Origin of the sequence: Mycobacterium sp. D16Q16 (assembly GCF_002013745.1) — a bacterium.
Classification (GTDB): domain Bacteria; phylum Actinomycetota; class Actinomycetes; order Mycobacteriales; family Mycobacteriaceae; genus Mycobacterium.
In genome coordinates this window covers 384,543-402,235 of record NZ_MAEY01000004.1, presented here as the reverse complement: position 1 = coordinate 402,235, position 17,693 = coordinate 384,543, and the positions used below count along the sequence as shown (strand labels likewise).

General features: G+C 62.4%; 17 protein-coding genes. 6 read left to right on the top strand and 11 right to left on the bottom strand.

Going from position 1 to position 17,693, the window contains the following annotated elements; all coding sequences use genetic code 11:
* Positions 1-23: 23 nt before the first annotated feature.
* The 5 genes from B4394_RS06560 to B4394_RS06540 all read left to right on the top strand — a co-directional run bounded on the left by B4394_RS06560 (position 24) and on the right by B4394_RS06540 (position 5,747).
* On the top strand, positions 24-1,025 hold the full coding sequence (locus B4394_RS06560; protein ID WP_070950619.1) for an alpha/beta hydrolase: 1,002 nt from the start codon (positions 24-26) through the stop codon (positions 1,023-1,025).
* Positions 1,022-1,879, top strand: coding sequence for an SDR family NAD(P)-dependent oxidoreductase (locus B4394_RS06555; protein ID WP_078314526.1), 858 nt, complete (start codon positions 1,022-1,024; stop codon positions 1,877-1,879). The genes B4394_RS06560 and B4394_RS06555 overlap by 4 nt, the downstream gene beginning before the upstream one ends.
* On the top strand, positions 1,876-3,426 hold the full coding sequence (locus B4394_RS06550; RefSeq protein WP_078314525.1) for a flavin-containing monooxygenase: 1,551 nt from the start codon (positions 1,876-1,878) through the stop codon (positions 3,424-3,426). Before B4394_RS06555 ends, B4394_RS06550 begins: the two co-directional genes overlap by 4 nt.
* 198 nt (positions 3,427-3,624) lie before the next feature.
* On the top strand, positions 3,625-5,196 hold the full coding sequence (locus B4394_RS06545) for a flavin-containing monooxygenase (RefSeq protein WP_078314524.1): 1,572 nt from the start codon (positions 3,625-3,627) through the stop codon (positions 5,194-5,196).
* Between the two features lie 2 nt (positions 5,197-5,198).
* Complete coding sequence (locus tag B4394_RS06540; RefSeq protein WP_078314523.1) at positions 5,199-5,747, top strand: SRPBCC family protein; 549 nt, start codon at positions 5,199-5,201, stop codon at positions 5,745-5,747.
* Between the two features lie 3 nt (positions 5,748-5,750).
* Here B4394_RS06540 and B4394_RS06535 read toward each other — a convergent pair whose 3' ends face one another.
* The 11 genes from B4394_RS06535 to B4394_RS06485 form a co-directional block, all read right to left on the bottom strand.
* Positions 5,751-6,560, bottom strand: a complete 810-nt coding sequence (locus B4394_RS06535) for a hypothetical protein (protein ID WP_078314522.1) — start codon at positions 6,558-6,560, stop codon at positions 5,751-5,753.
* A gap of 3 nt (positions 6,561-6,563) precedes the next feature.
* Entirely contained in the window at positions 6,564-7,370 is an 807-nt protein-coding gene (locus B4394_RS06530) for a hypothetical protein (RefSeq protein WP_078314521.1), read from the bottom strand.
* Complete coding sequence (locus tag B4394_RS06525; RefSeq protein WP_078314520.1) at positions 7,367-8,443, bottom strand: MlaD family protein; 1,077 nt, start codon at positions 8,441-8,443, stop codon at positions 7,367-7,369. The genes B4394_RS06530 and B4394_RS06525 overlap by 4 nt, the downstream gene beginning before the upstream one ends.
* Positions 8,440-9,474: an MlaD family protein gene (locus B4394_RS06520; protein WP_030096454.1), complete on the bottom strand. Its 1,035-nt coding sequence runs from the start codon at positions 9,472-9,474 to the stop codon at positions 8,440-8,442. Before B4394_RS06520 ends, B4394_RS06525 begins: the two co-directional genes overlap by 4 nt.
* Complete coding sequence (locus tag B4394_RS06515) at positions 9,471-10,718, bottom strand: MlaD family protein (protein ID WP_078314519.1); 1,248 nt, start codon at positions 10,716-10,718, stop codon at positions 9,471-9,473. Before B4394_RS06515 ends, B4394_RS06520 begins: the two co-directional genes overlap by 4 nt.
* Before the next feature lie 8 nt (positions 10,719-10,726).
* Positions 10,727-11,731, bottom strand: a complete 1,005-nt coding sequence (locus B4394_RS06510) for an MCE family protein (RefSeq protein ID WP_078314622.1) — start codon at positions 11,729-11,731, stop codon at positions 10,727-10,729.
* Between the two features lie 14 nt (positions 11,732-11,745).
* On the bottom strand, positions 11,746-12,759 hold the full coding sequence (locus B4394_RS06505; RefSeq protein ID WP_078314518.1) for an MlaD family protein: 1,014 nt from the start codon (positions 12,757-12,759) through the stop codon (positions 11,746-11,748).
* The gene (locus tag B4394_RS06500) at positions 12,756-13,835 is read right to left on the bottom strand and encodes an MlaD family protein (protein WP_078314517.1); all 1,080 of its coding nucleotides are present in this window, start codon (positions 13,833-13,835) and stop codon (positions 12,756-12,758) included. The genes B4394_RS06505 and B4394_RS06500 overlap by 4 nt, the downstream gene beginning before the upstream one ends.
* 3 nt (positions 13,836-13,838) lie before the next feature.
* The gene (locus tag B4394_RS06495) at positions 13,839-14,717 is read right to left on the bottom strand and encodes an ABC transporter permease (protein ID WP_078314516.1); all 879 of its coding nucleotides are present in this window, start codon (positions 14,715-14,717) and stop codon (positions 13,839-13,841) included.
* Positions 14,718-14,719: 2 nt separating this feature from the next.
* The gene (locus B4394_RS06490; RefSeq protein ID WP_078314515.1) at positions 14,720-15,682 is read right to left on the bottom strand and encodes an ABC transporter permease; all 963 of its coding nucleotides are present in this window, start codon (positions 15,680-15,682) and stop codon (positions 14,720-14,722) included.
* Positions 15,683-16,031: 349 nt separating this feature from the next.
* A complete protein-coding gene (locus tag B4394_RS06485) occupies positions 16,032-16,691 on the bottom strand; it encodes a TetR/AcrR family transcriptional regulator (RefSeq protein WP_078314514.1) in 660 nt (219 codons plus the stop codon).
* A gap of 291 nt (positions 16,692-16,982) precedes the next feature.
* On the opposite strand from B4394_RS06485, the gene B4394_RS06480 reads away from it, so the two are divergent.
* On the top strand, positions 16,983-17,678 hold the full coding sequence (locus B4394_RS06480) for a TetR/AcrR family transcriptional regulator (protein WP_030096462.1): 696 nt from the start codon (positions 16,983-16,985) through the stop codon (positions 17,676-17,678).
* The last annotated feature ends 15 nt before the right edge of the window (positions 17,679-17,693 follow it).

Here is a 17,693-nt window from a genome sequence, read left to right as displayed (position 1 = left end):
TTCGAGATCACCGAGGAGCGCCGATGACGGCCAACGTGGTGCCGCTACATCCGGAGCGTCTGGAGCTCACTCGCTCCGAGCGAGGCTCTCTGACGGTTCTGTTGCGATTAGGACGGTTGGCCATCCGCCTCTTCGCGTATCCGGTGATTGCACTGTGGGCGCGCTTTCCGCATTTGCCGTGGCCGTACCGAGTCATCGACCTCGCGGCGATCGTGCTGCGGCCCGTTCGGGGAGTGCGTCGTGTCCGGGTGCGACTCACGCACTGCGAAGCCGAGCTCATGTCTGCCGGAGGCGGTTCGCCACACGGCGCCATGCTCTTTCTGCATGGCGGGGCATTTGTCGTCGGCGGACTGAACACGCACCGCAGGCTGGTGTCGCGCATTGTCACGAGCGCGGGCGTCACGTCGCTTGCCGTCAACTACCGAAAGCTGCCCGGGCACTCGGTCTCCTCGGCGGTCGAGGACGCACTTGACGGATACCGGTACCTCATCGACATGGGCTACCAGCCTTCGGAGATCGTCATCGCCGGCGATTCCGCGGGTGGATTCCTTGCTCTGGCCGCCAGTCTGATCGCGCAGCGTCGCGGACTGGAATCACCCGGCGCTCTCGTGTGCATTTCACCTCTGGTGCAACGTGACCCGGCAGGCAAGCTGGTGCTGGCCGCGCAATCCAACGACCCGTTGTTCCCGCGGGCGGCGTTGATAGCCATGGAGCGCCTCATGATGTCGGGGGAGACGGCTACCGCCGGGCTCAGGGTCCTCGACAGTTTCGTCGAGGGCGCCACGGCCACGCTGGCTTGCCTACCGCCAACACTTCTTCAGGTGGGCAGTGACGAGATCCTTCGCCCTGACGCCGAATTCGCGGCTGCTCGGCTCGCCGAGGCCGGAGTGCCTGTCGAACTGCAGATATGGAGGAATCAAGTGCACGATTTCCAGATCGCCGCGGATGTGCTCCCCGATGCGCGGGCGGCCGTGGGGGAGATCTCGGCATTCGTCAGAGCTCATGTTGGACGGCCCGCCGCATGAAATTCACCGAGATTCAGATCGACGGCGCCGTCGCGTTGGTCACCGGCGGCGCGCGCGGTATCGGGCTGTCTATCGCACAGCGGCTGGCGCGTGAGGGCGCTCGGGTGGTCATCGCGGACCTCGACGGTGACGCCGCTGTTCTGGCGGCGCGGGAGATTGGTGCGGATGCAAGAGGTTTCGCGCTGGACGTAGGCGAGTCCGATGACTATCGACGTGTTGTCGCCGAGGTCGAGGACACCGTCGGGCCCATCGACATCGTGGTGAACAACGCGGGCATCATGCCAGTGGGGCCGCTGCTGGAAGAGTCCCGGGGAGTGGCCGAGGCGACGATGCGCGTCAACTTCTGGAGCCACTACATCTCCTATCAGGTGCTCGCCCCGCGGATGATCGCGAGGGGCAGAGGACATTTCATCAATGTGACATCGGCGGCGGGAGCCATTCACTCACCGGGCCTGGCCAGTTACGTCGCCTCGAAGCATGCCGCCACCGGGTTCGCGCGCAGCGCCCGCGAGGAGCTGGTCGGTACCGGCGTGACCATCTCGACAGTCATGCCGGCGGCCGTCCGCACCCAGCTCGTTGATGGTATTCCGTTCAAGTGGTGGGAGAAACTGGGCATAATTCCTCCCACCTGGGTGGCACGCGATGCGGTCGGGACCGTGCGCAATCGGCCGGCAGTGGTCGGTTCCCCGCGAGGTACGGTCCTCGCGCTGCGGTTACAGCATCTGATTCCCGAGTGGCTGTGGCTGCTGGGCCGGCGGGTCGTGAATGCGGACAGGACGGTCGGACCCGTAGACCGGAGCGCCCGCAGCGAGTATGACGGCCGGATCGACCGGCAGGTCGAGGCGACGATATGAGTACCCCCGAGCACGAGACCGTCATCATCGGCGCTGGGATCGGCGGGCTCGGCGCCGCCATCGGATTGAAGCGTGCCGGCCTGACCGATTTCGTCATCCTGGAGCGGTCCGCGGGCATCGGTGGCACCTGGTACAACAATCACTATCCTGATGTGGCAGTAGATGTCCCGGGAATCGTGTACCAGTTCTCCTTCGCAAAAAACCCCAACTGGTCCCGCACTTTTCCCAAAGGCCGGGAAGTGCAGCAATACATCGCAAGCCTGGTCGACCAGTACCGCCTCAACGACCACCTGCGGTTGGGCCACGAGGTCATGAAACGGGTATGGGACGAGGACAACCACCTGTGGCACCTCACCCTTGCCGACGGCCGGGTCATCACGTCCAGGTTCGTCATCACCGCGGTCGGCGCATTTGTGGAGCCGAAGGTGCCGGATATCCCGGGTCTGGATTCCTTTGCGGGCAAGGTGATCCAGACACAGAACTGGGACCATGACTTCGATCTGCAGGGTAAGCGGGTGGCGGTGATCGGCACCGGAGCAACCTCGGTTCAGCTCATTCCGCAGATGGCGAGGGTGGCCTCCCACGTGGACGTCTACCAGCGCCGGGCGATCTGGGTTTTCGCCAAGCCCGACTTCCCGATACCGCGTATCGCGCGGTGGGCCTTGAAGTACGTCCCGGGCCTGCAATCCCTGATCCGGGGGATCGCTGCCGCCGCGGTGGAGGTCGGCCTGGTGGCGATCACGGTATACGGCAAGCAGATTGCGCCGATAACCCTCATTCCGAACTGGGCCTGCCGGGCATTTCTGTTCAGCCAGGTCCGCGATCGCGAGCTGCGCAAGAAGCTGACACCTCAGTATGGATTCGGGTGCAAACGCCCGAGTGTCTCGAACATCTACTACCGGACTTTCACCCAGCCCCACGTCGAACTGGTGACCGATCCGATCGCCAAGATCACCCCGACGGGAATCGTCACGGCGGACGGTGCGCACCGCGATATCGACGTCCTGGTTCTGGCCACCGGGTTCGAGATGTCGCAGAGCCCCGAGGTCTATCGTGCCCGCCCCGTCAAGGGGCGCAATGGCTTCGACCTGGCCGACTACTACGAGAACAATCGTGCCAGGGCGTATGAGGGTGTCACCATGCCCCAACTGCCCAACACCTTCATGGTTTTCGGGCCGTTCGCGTGGAGCGGCAGCTCCTGGCACGTGATGGTGGAAAACGCGACGCGCATCGCCGTGCGGGTCATCACCGAGGCACGCAAGCGTGGCGCCACCGCCTTCGCGGTAACCGAAGACGCGAACAACCGTTTCTTCGATTTCATTGCGCCCAAGGCGGAATCGACCCTCATGCACGGGCGTGCGTGTGTCAACGCCAACTCCTATTACATCGACCGACATGGCGACTTCTCGTTCCTGCGCCCCACCACGGCGTACCAGTCGACGCGTGCGAGTAAACGCTTTCCGCTCGATGATTTTCGCTTCGACCGATTGCCGGTGGTGGGTGATCGCGCCCCCGTGGCCGAAACCACTGCCGTGCAGGTGAACTAGCCAAGCCTTCGAGAAGGAGACCTGTGTCCATGCCGCTTTTGATGGGTAACGCTGCGATGTCCACTAGGGCGGCCCGTTGAGGGGGAACCAACGTCATCCCGTGACGGCGTCGGAGGGGGTCCGGGCCGGAGGCCTGTCGTTTTCAACGCCGGAATTGTCAGTGAGTAGTCCGTATCGGACATCGAGTGAGGAGTCCTCATGACCACATCAGTTCCCGATCATCATGTCGTCGTGATCGGTGCGGGTATCGGAGGCCTGTGTGCCGGGGTGCGCTTGCAGCAGGCGGGTATCGAGGACTTCGTGATCCTCGACCGGGCCGCGGATCTGGGCGGGACCTGGCGCGACAATGTGTATCCGGGGATCGCCGTCGACATCCCGTCGGTGATCTACCAGTTCCCGTTTTTCCGAAACCCTAAGTGGTCTCGCGTTTTTGCGCCCGGCTCCGAAGTGCAGGCCTACCACCAGCAGGTTGCCGAACGGTTCAATCTGCGGCCGCACTTCCGTTTCGGCGTCGACGTTCGCAACGAGGAGTGGGATGAGGAGAACCACTGGTGGCGGCTGAATCTGGCTGACGGCTCGCTCATCACCGCACGGTTCGTGATCTCGGCGATCGGTCCCTTCTTCGATCCGAAGCAGCCCGGCATCAAGGGGCTCGAGAGCTTCACCGGTACCCGGGTGACGCCCGTGCAGTGGCTGCCGGAGCACGACGTGCGGGGCAAACGCGTGGCGGTGATAGGCACCGGGGCGACCGGCGTCCAATTGTGCGGTGCCATCGCCGACGAGACCGAGTCGCTCGTGGTTTTCCAGCGGACACCCGTCTACTGCATCCCCAAACCCGACTTCCGGATCCCGGTGATTGCCCAATGGGCGCTTCGTATCCCCGGATTGTTCTCCGTGATCGAGTGGGGGGCCCTGCTCGGTGGGAGCCTGGGTCTGTGGTTCCTGATTCACACCCCGGGCGCGGTGATGCGGCCGTTGATGCGGTTGTTCGATGCCGCCGGGCGTGCACTATACGGCGCGTACCTGCGTGCGGTGGTGAAGGACAGGAAGGTCGCGCGGGATCTTCTCCCGTACTTCGGGCCGCTGGGGAACCGGCCGACTCTCAACTCCGCCTTTCCGCGGGTCTTCAACAAGCCGCACTGCTCACTGGTCACCACGCCCATCGCCGAGGTCGTTCCCGAGGGAGTCAAGACCGTGGACGGGACGGTATATGAGGCCGATTTCTTGATCACCGCAACAGGTTTCGATCTGTTCTCCGAACCCGCCTCCTACAAGCGAGGACGTGTGACCGGCGCCGGTGGCCGTGATCTGGGGGACTTCTTCAATAGTCGCGGTATGCAGGCGTACGAGAGTGTCTCGATCACCGGCTTCCCCAACCGCTGGATCATCGTCGGGCCCTACTCCTGGACCGGCAACGGCGGATGGCACGGGCTGGCGGATACCGCCGTCACGCACATCGTCCGGGCCATCTCCCTGGCGGGAGAACGTGGCGCCAGCCGTATGGAAGTGCGCCAGGAGGCACTGGACCGTTTCCACCAACTCATGCTGCGCAACGGGCGGAACCTGAAGTACTACTTCACGGAACTCAATCGAGGTGTGCGGTCGTACTGGAAGAACGCCGACGATGATGTACCGTTGTTGCGGCCGACCACGACCCTGCAGGCCCGCCGGGCGGCGAAGAAGTTCCCGGCGGATGACTACGAGTATGCGCAACAGAGTCAACGTGTCGATTCCATTGCGGTCCTCAATGATTCACAGGTGGTGGTCTGAGGATGGGGTGGCCGATACTCGCCCCGAAGTGCCGGGTCGCGATGGCGGACGATTCCGCGTTCGAATCGGCAGCCATCGTGCTGCGCACCTCCCACACGTTCGATGCGCCGCGTGGTCAGGTGTGGGCGGCGCTGGACAGTGACCATGCCTGGTCATGGCTGCCCTTCGGGTGCGGTGTGCGCTATGACGAACCGTGCCGGCGAGTGGGCATGGAGCGAGAGATGGGCACCGTGTCGGCACCGTGGCGGTTCCTGTGGATCCAGCGAGAGAGGTTCTGGCGGTACGAGGCGCCGCATCGGCTCTCCTACTCGGCGGTGGCGGGAAGCTGGCCCCTGTTGCAGCTGTGGGCCGAGGACTACGTGCTCACCAGCACTCCGGGCGGCTGCACCGTCGATTGGACGGTGGCGATAACCCCGCGTTTCGTTTCCGGGTTGCCCTTGCGCTGGCTCCAACCCCTTCTGCGGGTGGTCTTCGCGTGGGGTTTCCGTCCGGGTATGCGGTCGCTCATCGCGCTCCTGGAAGACACGGACATATCCCGGGATGCGGTGTAAGGCTTAGCGGCCCTGCACTCTTCTGTTGGTTTCGACGCGCTCGGCATCCGGCCAAATCGACTTGGCCGCAGGAGAATCACAGAACACCGGCGAATCCTGCCAGTCCATGTCGATGGCACCCAGGCCGGACTGCTTGTGCACCATGCAGCTTGCGGTGAGCACCTTGCGGGTGTTCAGGTCGACCTCTTCGGCAGTCATCGTCAACGTGATGATGTGGGTGTAGCCGGCGGCGGTGGGCAGGTAGAAATCCAGATCGCGGCTAGAGAACGCACCGCTGTTGACCACGATGTACCCGTCGCCACTGGGATAGACGGCCTGTCCGAACATCTGGACGCGCTCGAAGTGGGTGGTGTCCTTCTCAGCTCGCCAGACGGAAAACCGGGTGTTGACAGCACCATTCATGACCCGGGTAGAGATCGGAATGATCATCTCGTCGCGGCCGTCTCCGTCGATGTCCTGCAGACCGGCCGGTGAGGGGCTTGACGGCTCCAAGAGCTCGTTCACTTCTTGCAGCCTGTTGCCGGTGGCGTCCTTGATGGTTACCCGGGCCGACAGCGGCGGGTAGTCCGGTGCATCCCTGTTGTCGGGGTGCGGACGCCAATACTCCACATCGAAGGTGATCCCGGTGCCGTCGGCCGCAGACAGCCGGCAGTCTGTATGTGCCTTGGGGCTGTCCGGGACGATCGTGGTGGCTCTGCTCGGGCACGGCGGCAGAGCAGCCCGTGCCACGGCCACGGGATGGACCGTCTGCGCCGAAACCATCAGGGCGGCAGCGGCGATACCCGCTCCCAGACCACCTATGCGCCGGGACATTGCCTACTTCTGACCGGGGAGCGTGGGCAGCGGCGGGAGGGCCGGCGCGGGTGCCTTACCGGGTGCGGGTGCCGTCTCGTCGGGAAGCAGCTTCTGGTCGCCGGGGTGCATGATGGTGCCGGTCGAGTTGGCATTCTTGGGGCCGATATCGGTCACCTGCCAGTTGTCGCCATCCTTCTTGACCGTGATCTGCAGAACCAGTGTGGTAGCCCGCGGTTCCGGGTTCTGGACGTTCCGGGTGGTCTGTCGGGTGGTGACCACCACCTGGTAGATGCCGTTCTGCTGGGCAACGGCATCCGCGGCGATGATCTCGCCCTTCGACGTCACCTGGGCCTGCAGCATGATGGCCTTGAGCAGCTTCTCGGCATCGCTGTACTTGTTCTTCAGCGGTTCTGCCGCGTTCTCTTTGACGTTCTTGAAGAAGCCGTCCGGGTCTTCGAAGCTATAGGTGAGCGACTTCATCGCGTACGCCGACGCCGCGTCGGTGGCCGCGGCGCGTTCCGTATCGCCGGCGCGTGTGGCGGCGAGGGCATCGGACAACTTCTGATACTGCCAGCCGCCGAGGACCGCTCCCATGATTCCCAACGCGAGCAGACCGAAGGTGATCCACTTCCAGATATTGGGAGCGCTATCACTTTCGGCTGGACCTGCTTCTTGTTCAACAGCCTTGGCCCGCTTCACCCGCTTGGCATTCGGTTCCGCGTCAGATTCGGTCTCGGCGGAGTCGGTGGTGGACTTGGTCTCCGATTTCGCGAGCTCATCGGGATCTGCGTCATCGAGGGTGAGTGTGCGATCGTCGATGTCGGTCATGATCCGGGCCTTCCTGCTGTTGCCGTTTGTGGTGCCGATGTGGGTTTGGGGGCGGGTGGTGTGGCAGCCAGCCGCGTTGGCTGAGCTGATCCTGGCTGCGGTGTGTCGGGCTGTGGCCATTCGGGTACCCCGAGATGGATGCGCAGTCCGCCTTGGTTGTTGAAGCTGGAATCCCAGAAGTCCAGCCAGTGCCCGGCGTCCAGCTTGACATCGCGCAGCGGCGCGACGATGGGTTCGAGTACTGTCGCGAATTCCGACATGGGTTCGGACAGTGCGTTGATGTAGTCGAAGAGCTTTTCGACCAGATCCGTCAGGGGCTTCCCATCGCCCAGGCCTGCTTCGACGAGCGGTTCCAGCTTTTCGATCACTTTCACCAGGGACGCCAGGCCGTCGAGGCTACCCGGAATGGTCTTGGCGGACTGCTTCAAGATATCGCCGGCCCGGATCTCACCGAGCCCGTTGGTCAGGGTCGATGTGTTGCCAATGACCTCGGCCAGATAGTGCTTGTCGTCCTTCACCATTTGCGCGAACAGCCTTGCCGTGGTGGCCAACTGATCGATGGTCTTGGTGTTGTCCACGAATCCGGCAGCGACGTTGTTGAGCGTGATTTCCAGGTCGTCGGCGTTCATGGCCTGCATTAGTGCGTTGCCCTTTTGCAGGAGATCACTCACGGTGTAGACCGGCGCTGCCTTCGACGCCGGGATCACGGCGCCGTCGCTGTAGTAGGGGGGCTCGATGCGCGCGGGTTTGAACTCCACGTACTGCTCCCCCGCGGCCGAGAGATTCTGGACGCTCACCTGGCTGTCGACGGGAATGGGGTAGCCGCTGTCGAGGGCCATCGAGATCGCCAATCCCGACGGGGTGGCCTGAATGTTGGTGACCCGGCCGACTTTGATGCCCCGCAGGGTGACCTGCGAGGTGGACATCAGCCCGCCAGAGCTTTCCAGCATGAGCGTCATGTGATTGGTCTTGTTGGTGGAGGCGATGTCCAGGACACCGAAGGCCATGTAGACGGCGCCCACCAGAGAAATGATCGAGAGCACCGCGAGAGTGAGTAGGACATTGAGCCTCATCGCACCAGCCCCATCGTCTGCATGTTCCGGATAACCGAGTCGGCGCGTTCCCCGGGGCTGACTCCCAATGTGCCATCGGGAGTTTGGATATCGGTCACGGTGTACTTGGGACCGCCATCCTTGAAGAACGGGATGATCCTGTCGCGGATGGTTCGGACCATCTTGTCGCCGAGCACCGGGATAGTGGTGTCGGCGGTTGAGGCGCTGTGGATGAATGGCGTGAGATAGGACAGGATCTGCATGAGGTTCGGGTAGTCCAGTATCTGGGCGATCTGCCGTCCGAACTCGGCGCCATTGATGATCAGATCACTAAGACTCAGAACCACTTTGGCCAGTGACGGCAGTTTGGTGGGTCCCTCGGTCAGAAGCCGTCGGTACGTTCCCTTATTGGCTCGGAAGGACTCGCTGACGGCTTGCATATTCGTCAGGATCTTGTTGAGGGTGTCCTGATTGTTGGACAGGTCATTGATGATTCCGGCCAGCGCGCGGTGGATGCGGTCAAGCTCCTCGGGCGGAGGGAAGGAGCTGTTCATGTTCGCCACGGTGGTCTGCATCGTGTTGAGGCTGCCCCCGCCGATGAGGTTTGACATGGACCGCATGAGATCTTCGACGTTGGCCGCCGGCACCGTGTTGGCCAGGGCGATGGTGTCGCCATCCTGAAGATGTGTCGGAGCCGGATCGGTGGGCGAGATCATGGCGATGTAGATGTCGCCGAGCACGGTGGCCTGCCGGAGTTCGGCCTTGACGTTCCGCGGGAACTTCGCACCGCCGTCGATATCTACGTAGACGACGGGGGTTGTGCCTTTGAGCTCCACCCGATCTAACAGGCCCACCTGCACGCCGCCCGAGTCGACCTTCGCCCGTCCGGGCAGATTGAGCACACTGGAGAATTCGATCTTGAGGCGGTACGTGTTCTTCGGTATGTACGCGCCGGGCATCGGCATCTTGGTGGGATCCAGTGCCTCCGTGGAGCACGCCGGGACCACCGTGAATGCGGCGGCGAACAGGACGATCAGTACACGTCGAATCATGACAGTGCCGCCCCCATGATCAGATTCGTCAAACCGAGGGTCACGGGGTCCGAGGCGGTGCCCGGTGCACATGCCGCCTGGGAGCCGGGGGTGTTGCGGTCACGCAGGTTCTGGCAGATGGCACTGGCCTGTTCCGGCGAGATGGCCACGCGTGGAGGAACATAGGTGACACCGTGGGTCTTCGTGTTCGGCAGATAGATGTCATCGGCCAGCCAGTTGATCACCGGTGGCAATGTGTTGAAGAAGGTGAGGATGTGCGGGGTGTAGGCGTTGAGGATGTCGCGTATCCAGGGCACCAGCTTGTCGAAGACGTTCTTGTAGAGCCGGCCGGCGGCGCGCTGCACCATGCCGTTCAGCGTCGGAAGGAGCGTCGTGAGGTAGTCGAGGCCGACCGAGAAGTTCTCCGAAATGCCCTCGATCAGGCGTGCGGTATCGGGCAGGGAGGTGACCACACCCGCGAACTCGTTCCAATATTGCAACCAGTTCGAGGTGACGATGGCGCTGTTCTCGAATAGCTGCCGGTAGTCGGCGTCGGCCTTGTAGGGATCGCCCACCATCGTGGTGAGGTTGTTCAGCATCTCCTTGAACCCGGGGCCGACGCCGTCGAGCGATCGAGCTGCACCCTTGAGGGTTTTGTTCAGTGCCTGTACGCCAGGCGAGTTCGCCGGGTCCTGGCCAGGCGCTGCTTGCATCAGCGTATCGGCGAGCTCGCCTATGGCGGAGAACGACTCGGTGACGGTCACCGGAGTTCTGGTGTTCTCTGTCGAGATGCATTGATCGCCAGTGAATTTAGGCCCCTCGCTCCATGAACGGGTGAGTTCGATACTGCGGTTGGTGATCACCGACTGCGAATAGCTGGCTGCGCCCACATCGGCGGGCAGCTCCATGTCTTGTGGAATGTCGAAGTCGACCTCGACATGGTCGGGCTTGTTGGTGACGGCTGTCACGGTGCCGATCTCGACACCGAGAAGTAAGACCTTGTTGCCCTTGTATAAACCGGATCCGTCGCGGAAATTCGCGCAGAGCGCCCGGGTGTCGTCCAGGAACGGGATATGCGCGTTCCCCAGGTACGGCATCACCATGTTCTTGACGGCGGGAAACACAGTGCGCGCACCGAAGATTCCGGCAACCGCCACTACCGCGACAAGTACCACGCCGACGGCGCTCACCAGACCCGCGCGTGCGGCGGGACGCATACCCGCGAGACGGGTCCGAATGCTGCTCACAAATGCTGGCTGTGTCATCAAGGGCCTCAGCAGAACCTGAAGAAGTGCGGTAGGCAGACGTCTTGCCCGGGGATCACCCGGTCGTTCTCGTTGATGGTGATGCCGTTGCCGCTGAGCATGGGCAGGACAATCCCCACGAGTTGGCCCCATTGTTCGGCGGCCTTGCCGAGCTTCTCGGGGTATTTGGTGAGGGTGTCGACGATGTCATCGAGGCCGTTGAGCATGGGCTCGTAATCGCGCGCGTACGCCGTGAAGAACCGATTGAAGAGTCGGAAGAGATCCCTCACCAGGACGAACACCTCGATCAGGTCAGTCGTCGACTTGCTGTATTTGGCACCGATTTTGGACAGCATGGTGACGATCGTGGCGAGTTGTTCCTTGCCTGTCTTGAAGGCACGCAGATATTCATTGGCGTAGTTCAGCGTGGCGTGAAAGTCCTCGGTGGTGGGCTCAAGTGCTTTGATGAGCGCTTGAGATGACTGAAAGAAGTCGCGTAAACCATTGGGGTACTTGTCGACTGCGTTCGCCACTTCCATCAGGCTGTCGTGGATGACCTTGGCGTCCACCTTCTTCACCACGGGTGTGAACTTCTGGAATAACTCGTTGATCTCGAAGGGGACACTGGTGCGCTCGGGCGGAATGGGTGTGTTGCCCAGAGGCGTGCTGCCTTCCGGGTAGAGGGCCAGATAGTGCCCGCCCAGTGGAGTGAGCATCCGAATGTCGGCACGGGACTCGGATCCGACCGGGACCGAGTGATCCACCGTAAAGACGGCCTTTACCAGTGATTTATCGATGCTGACGGTCGATACCTTGCCCACGGAAATCCCGGCGATGCGCACGTCGTCGCCGGCACGCAGCCCTCCGGAAGCCCGCAGATGCAGCGCATAGGTCTTCATGCCGCTGGTGTTGACGAAGGCGACGCCTGTTGCGGCCAGTACCGAGGCGATGACCAGGACCCCGATCAGCCCGTTGCGGCGATTACGCTTGGCTGCCTCGTGCTCGTCGAGGATCGGATTGTTTCGAGCGAAGATCTTCTTGAAGAAGCTCACTTACACACCACCAGATCCTGGTTGGCGAAGGACACTTCACCGATACCGGGCATTTTGACGATCCCGTTCTTGCACTCGAATGCGGTGGGGGGCGCTGTTTTCTCCTCGATCAAGGCGTCACGCATGCCCTGTACCAAGTCTGGTATCAGCGATAGCCCGGCCATGATGGTCGGTGTCCCCGGCGTGGTGCGGCTGGCCACGTCGTACAGGGGCAACTGTGCGCCATCCACCGTGTTCTCGATGTACCGCAGCATGCTGACCGATCTGCGCAGCACCGGCAGTGCGTCCGCGCCTGCTCTGTTGAACTCGTCGGCCTGCTTCTCGAACGGTGTCAGCACATCGTTGAGGTCGTTGATCAAATAGAACAGTTGATCTGAGGTGCCGCCCAGTTCCTTGGAGACATCACCCAGATTCGTGATGATGGCCTGTAGAGCGGCCTGACGATCGACCGAAAGCTTTAGCACGGCATCGATATCCCGCAGGATCGGCCCAATGCCCCGCTGGTCGCCCTGGATGAGCTGCAGGATGTTCTCGGTCAGCCGATTGAACTGGGCGGGGTCAAGTGTTTCGAATATGGGGCGAAAACCATTGAACAGCTTGGCAATATCGAAGGAGGGAATGGTCTGGCCGAGCGGTATCGTGGCTCCGGCCGCCAGTGGTGCGCTCGGTGTCGGCGCTTGCGCGATCTCGACGTACCGCTGACCGACTAGGGACTGGTACCGGATTGCCACCGTGGTGTTCTGGTAGAGCGGGTGATCCGTCAGCACGTTGAACGTGACCCGTGCGTTCTTGCCGTCCAGATGAATCTTTTCGACCTTGCCGACCTGTACGCCGGAGATGCGCACATCGTTGCCGATGATGAGCCCGGAGGCATCGGTGAACAGCGCGTCGAAGCGGCGGACCGGACCGTTTACCGGGGTGCGTAGGGCATTCACGATGATCAGAGTCAGCACCACTGCCACCGCGATAATCGCGGTGAGGCCCGTCATGAGAAGCGCAATCCGTTTCATCGCTGCGCTCCAGCCGGCGGTCCGGGGGCGGGGGCGGCCGCGTTGGAAGCCTGCCCCTCAGGCACCATCGGCAATGCCGCGCCGAGGCCGGGGGCGGTATCCATGATCAGCTGCACGTTCAGGCGCACCTTGCCGTTGTCGACAGGGAATGCGGCAGTGGTGCGATCGAACAGACCGTTGAGCCGGTCGTACGCCGGGGCCAGGCTCCCCAGGAAATAGGTATAGGGGACAGCGAGATCCATGATCGATCGAATCAGCGGAACGAGCCAGTCGTTGTTCGTGTGCAGTCCGTCGCCTGCCACTTTCAGCAGATCCGACAAGGAGTCGAGTGCGGCCGTCGCGCGCTCGGTATTGCCCGGACCCACCGTGAAGTTGAGGCTGTCCAGCAATTTGTTGGTTGATCCGATCACGGGGACGAAGTCGTTGGTCCCGTCGATCAATGAGGCCATCACATCCAGTGTTTTGGAGAAGGGCACCTTCTGGGTATCCGCGATCATCGCGAACAAGTCCCAGAACGACTTCACGACAGGGCCGGTCAGATCGGCGTGGCGCTCGAACGTCGCGATGATGGCGTTGAATTCGCGGGTGTCCAGGATCGCGCCCAGCCGCTGACCCATCCGCAGGAATCCGGTGATGGACGCGGCCTGGACGTCGCTGCTGATCTCCAGCACGCCACCGGGTTTCAGCGGCTCGCCGACGCCGCTGCTGACCAGTTCGACGGCGGCGGTGCCGAAGATGTTCGATGAAGTGAACTGCGCCTTGGTATCTGACGTGAGTGCCTTGGCCTGTCGGCCGTCGAGGATCACGGTCATCCGTTGCTTGTTGTATCCGGTGGTCTGCAGCGACTTGACCTGCCCGATGTTGTAGCCGCGGTACTTCACCTCGCCGCCGGGGCCCATGCCCTCGCCGATGGTGTTGGTGATCAGCGTGAGCTCGAATGGTTGGCCGTAGCTGCCGATTCCGGACTGATACAGCGAGTAACCGCCCGCGGCTACCACCAGCGCCAGGGCAAGCCCGCGCAACTTGAGCGCCCCGGGGCCTGCGGCCCGCCCGCTCGGATCTTTATAGATGGCCACCCATTACCCCGATATCTGAATTCCAGGATTGTTGCCCCAGAAGAGCAACGTGAGAAGCATGTCGAAAAGGACGATCGCGACCAGGGAGGCCCGGATGGCGCGACCCGAGGCCATCCCAACCCCCTCGGGACCGCCGCCGGCGTAATAGCCCTGATAGCACTGGATGGCGATGATGATGACGACGAACACCACGGCCTTGATCACCGAATAAAGCACGTCTATCGGATGGACGAATGAGTCGAAGTAATGCTTGTACACGCCCTGTGACTGGTTGTGGACGAAGAACACCATGAAGGCACAGGAGCCGTAGGCCAGCAGCAAGGTCAATATATACAGCGGGACGATGATGATGACGCCCGCGATCACGCGGGTGGTGACCACGAACGGAATGGACCTGATGCCCTGAGCTTCCAGCGCGTCGATCTCCTCGGAAATACGCATGGCCCCGATCTCGGCGGTCATCCGGCATCCGGCCTGTGCGGCGAATCCGATGGCGGCGATCATCGGTGCCATCTCCCGGGTGTTCACGTAGGCCGAGATGAATCCGGTGAGAGATCCCATGCCCACCATGTCCAGGGTCGAAAAGCCAACGATCCCAACAGATGCGCCCACCGCGATGCCCATGAACACCAGGACGCCGATGACCCCGCCGCCGACGATGATCGAGCCGTTGCCCCAGGTCATATCGACGAGCAGGACACCGGTTTGTCGCCGATAACGCTTGATGGTCTGCGGTATTGCGGCCAGCACCAGCCCGACGAACGTGATCTGGTGGCCGAGATGTTCGGCGGAGCCGCCTGCCCCCTTGGTGAAGTTCCAGATCGACCTGGCGGCTGCGGGAAGTTCGTCGGGGAAGTACCGGGCCGGACGGGAAGTCGCCATTCTCAGCCCACCTTCGATGGCATGAACATCGCCACGATCTGGGTGATCACGGTGTTGAGCACCATGACGGTGACCACGCCGATCACCACGGTGGCGTTGACGGCATCGGCGACACCTCGTGCGCCGCCCTTGGCTTCCAGGCCGCGCTGGCAGGCCACGAGGATGACCACCACACCGAACAGCCAGGTCTTGAGAACCGCGACGGTGACGTCGTTGACGTTGGCGAACGCGGCGAACGAAGACAGGTAGCTGCCAGGCGTGCCGCCCTGAAAACCCACGTTGACCAGGTAGCCGGCGAAGATGCCCACGAAAATGATGAAGATGCACAACAGCGGTGACACGAAGAGAATCGCCGCCAGTCGCGGGGTGACCAGGCGCTGGACGGGATTGACACCCATGACCCGCATGGCGTCAACCTCTTCCCGGATGCTTCTGGCACCGAGATCGGTGGCGACGGCCGACCCTGCCGCGCCACCCAGGAGGAGGGCGGCGACGATGGGTGCGCCCTGCTGGATCACGCCCAGGCCGCCGGCCGCGCCAGAGATAGACGAGGCGCCGACCTGCGAGATGATGCTGCCCGCCTGAACGGCGACGATCACACCGAACGGGATGGACACCAGGATCGCCGGAACAACCGTGACCGTCAGGATGAACCAGGACTGGATCACGGTGTCCTGCCACGGATGGCGCAGCCGGACGATGTCGCTGATGAGAAACGCGAAAGATTGCGCCACCAGATCGACATAACGTCCGAGCGTTTTCAGCATCGAATCGGTCTGAGAGATCACATATTCAGCGGGGCGCCGGACGATTCCGGGCGCCCGATCGAGTAGCTGGAATGCTCCGCCGGGGGGAGAACCGGGCACGCTGTCCACGCTCGATTTGCTGTCGGATTCACCATCGGAGTCTTCGAACCAGTCCACCGGAGCGGACGCTGCCCGCGTCTCGGCCACTACTTGACTCACGGCTGAGTTCAACAGTGGCTCCTTTGGCTTCTCAATTCGGGCCCGACCTGGACGAACAGCCCGCCTAATGGACAACTGTGTAACAGCGGGTATCTAGTACCCCACATCACAGCCGTTGGCTTAGTGTGGTGTAGGTCATGATCCATGTCAAGCGCGGGGTTGCCGCGATCGTCAGGTCGGAGCGTGTGCCCGCACACGCGGGCGTGGCCTGCGTCCCGGTGAGGGCGCAGTCATGACGAGGCTGTCGGAGGTCCCCCGACCCGGTCCTCTAGCAATTCACTGGTTCAGTGGTCAGTTTATTGGCTAGAGCAGAGGCTAGCGGAGGTTCCAGATCTTGGGACGCGAATTGTCAAGAATTTGCGAGTGCGGGGGGAACGGTCGTGATCGACCGCACCAGCTCGATGAACGAGTCGATGTATGTCTCGCGCGCATCGCCCGCGAGCTCGCCTCGGACCGCCTTGAGGGTGGCCGCCATCGACAACCCGGTGATGGCATGCGCCAGGAAGGCGGCATCGATGGCCGAGGTGATGGTGCCGTCGGCGCGGGCCTGCTCGATGATGGTGATGTTGACGGACTCGATGAGGTCGAGGATGCCGAACATGCGCTTGGTCATCGCCGAGTCGAGCAAGCCCTCACGCAGGATGACCTGCATGATCTCGGGGCTGTTGTCCAGCATGTCGAAGAGGCGGGTGAAGACCGTGCGCAGATGCTGTTCAAAGTCGCCCGCGTTGCCCGACAGGTCGCTGGTGTCATTCACCGCGGCGAGTGTTCTCTGGAAGTAACTGTCGATCACCGCGTCCAGCGCATCGCGTTTGGTATCGAAATACAGATAAAACGTGGCCCGGCCGACGCCGGCGCGCTGGGTGATGTCGGTGATGCTGGCCTTGTGGTAGCCCTTCTCGGCGAACTCCAGTGCGGCCGCTTCGGTCAGGGTGCGCTGGCGTTCGCGTGCACGCTGGGGGTTCGGCGGGCGGCCCGGTCCTCGCCGGTCTCCGTTGGTGCTGGCCACGCGAACACAGTAACCACTCCTGGCAAATATTTTGGTAAATACACTAACTTGCCGCCTCGCATTCGGGCGCGGTCACAACCAGCTTCATTAGCTGAACTCTATGTCGGATAAATATACCGAGGTGGGGTAGAGATGGTCCATACCCCCATCTAGGGCGCACGATCTCATCGCGGTAACCGCATTATTTGCTGGTCACCTGTCGAGGGTCATTTGTCACGATCTGTCATGGCGAAGATCGGTCCTCCTACGTGGTCCTATGCGCCTCGGACGCCCAGCTATTCGGTCTACGATGTGGGCGTGTCAACGCAGGTGTATCCCGATCGCGGCCTTCCTGAGCTGACCGGTGATGCGCGCGTCGACCGGTGGCGTGAGCACCGTGCGAAGGTTCGCGCGGAATTGGTCGAAGCCACCCTGAACGCGATCGACGAACTCGGTCCCGACCTCTCGATCGACGACGTCCTGAAATCGGCCGGGATTTCCCGGCCCAAGCTGTATCGCTTCTTCACCGACAAGGAAGCCCTCTTCGCCGCGGTGGCGATGCGCGTTCAGGAGTTGGTTGTCGAGCGATTGGTCTCGAACATCGACCTGTCCGTCAGTCTGCTCGAACTTTTCCGCTCCGGGCTGGCCGGCTATGTCGACCTCGTCGATGAGCGGCCCAACCTGGTGCGGTTTCTGCTGAGCGTTCAGTACGCGAATGCGACATCGCTGATCGAGAGCGGGCGCCCGTTGTCCGATGCCATTGCCCAGCTGGTGGGCTCGGTCTTCAGCTCCCGCGGCGGCAACGCCGATCACATCGAGTACGTGATCGACGCGATGCTGGCCTCCACCGGTATTGCCGTACTGCGCTGGTTCGATGAGCCGGTCATCAGCAAGGAGACTCTCGTCGACGAGCTGGTGGTTTACGTGTGGGGTGGGCTCGCGGCATCGGCCAAGGCCCGTGGCGTCGAGCTGAATCCAGACGAACCCGTCCTCGTACCTGCCGAATAGCTTCCGGCCCTGTTC

Bases quoted from the DNA above. Each gene is read 5' to 3' on its own strand.
- B4394_RS06560 (WP_070950619.1), top strand. From the start codon at position 24: ATGACGGCCAACGTGGTGCCGCTACATCCGGAGCGTCTGGAGCTCACT.
- B4394_RS06555 (WP_078314526.1), top strand. From the start codon at position 1,022: ATGAAATTCACCGAGATTCAGATCGACGGCGCCGTCGCGTTGGTCACC.
- B4394_RS06550 (WP_078314525.1), top strand. From the start codon at position 1,876: ATGAGTACCCCCGAGCACGAGACCGTCATCATCGGCGCTGGGATCGGC.
- B4394_RS06545 (WP_078314524.1), top strand. From the start codon at position 3,625: ATGACCACATCAGTTCCCGATCATCATGTCGTCGTGATCGGTGCGGGT.
- B4394_RS06540 (WP_078314523.1), top strand. From the start codon at position 5,199: ATGGGGTGGCCGATACTCGCCCCGAAGTGCCGGGTCGCGATGGCGGAC.
- B4394_RS06535 (WP_078314522.1), bottom strand. From the start codon at position 6,560: ATGTCCCGGCGCATAGGTGGTCTGGGAGCGGGTATCGCCGCTGCCGCC.
- B4394_RS06530 (WP_078314521.1), bottom strand. From the start codon at position 7,370: ATGACCGACATCGACGATCGCACACTCACCCTCGATGACGCAGATCCC.
- B4394_RS06525 (WP_078314520.1), bottom strand. From the start codon at position 8,443: ATGAGGCTCAATGTCCTACTCACTCTCGCGGTGCTCTCGATCATTTCT.
- B4394_RS06520 (WP_030096454.1), bottom strand. From the start codon at position 9,474: ATGATTCGACGTGTACTGATCGTCCTGTTCGCCGCCGCATTCACGGTG.
- B4394_RS06515 (WP_078314519.1), bottom strand. From the start codon at position 10,718: ATGACACAGCCAGCATTTGTGAGCAGCATTCGGACCCGTCTCGCGGGT.
- B4394_RS06505 (WP_078314518.1), bottom strand. From the start codon at position 12,759: ATGAAACGGATTGCGCTTCTCATGACGGGCCTCACCGCGATTATCGCG.
- B4394_RS06495 (WP_078314516.1), bottom strand. From the start codon at position 14,717: ATGGCGACTTCCCGTCCGGCCCGGTACTTCCCCGACGAACTTCCCGCA.